Annotated in this window: 1 protein-coding gene; it reads left to right on the forward strand. The window is 32.4% G+C overall.

The features are described 5' to 3' along the window. Positions 1 to 73: 73 nt before the first annotated feature. Positions 74 to 319, forward strand: coding sequence for a hypothetical protein (locus RV14_RS11765; protein WP_071856401.1), 246 nt, complete (start codon positions 74 to 76; stop codon positions 317 to 319). The last annotated feature ends 70 nt before the right edge of the window (positions 320 to 389 follow it).

The following is a 389-nucleotide window of genomic DNA, read 5'->3' on the forward strand; positions in this document are numbered from 1 at the left end:
AACTTATTCGATCCCCATTTTCGAGTCGAAAAGTTTCTATTGAGTTTGAAAAATAGGTGAAAGGAGAATATTTATGTTTTCAAATCGAGAGTGTTTTTGGGGAATAGATCTAATCCCCGTTGATCAATTTAATCAGCAATATTGTTGGCCGCCTACTTATATCAAATGTGATTGTTCAGAGTTAGCTAAACATATGAAATATGTGAAAGAGAATCATTTTTATGATACGTATGTTTGGGAATGCTCAAAGTGCAAAAAAAGATATGCTTTGGTAAAAGGAACGACACATTTTGAAGAAATAAAAACAGAAGGAGAGTAGCTTTGAAAAGAATTATTTCAGGTATTGTCGTATTTATTGGTGCGATAGGTATTGGAATTGGTGTATTTCA

It is taken from the genome of Enterococcus ratti (assembly GCF_001886195.1).
Classification (GTDB): Bacteria; Bacillota; Bacilli; order Lactobacillales; family Enterococcaceae; genus Enterococcus_B; species Enterococcus_B ratti.

Bases quoted from the DNA above. Each gene is read 5' to 3' on its own strand.
- RV14_RS11765 (WP_071856401.1), top strand. From the start codon at position 74: ATGTTTTCAAATCGAGAGTGTTTTTGGGGAATAGATCTAATCCCCGTT.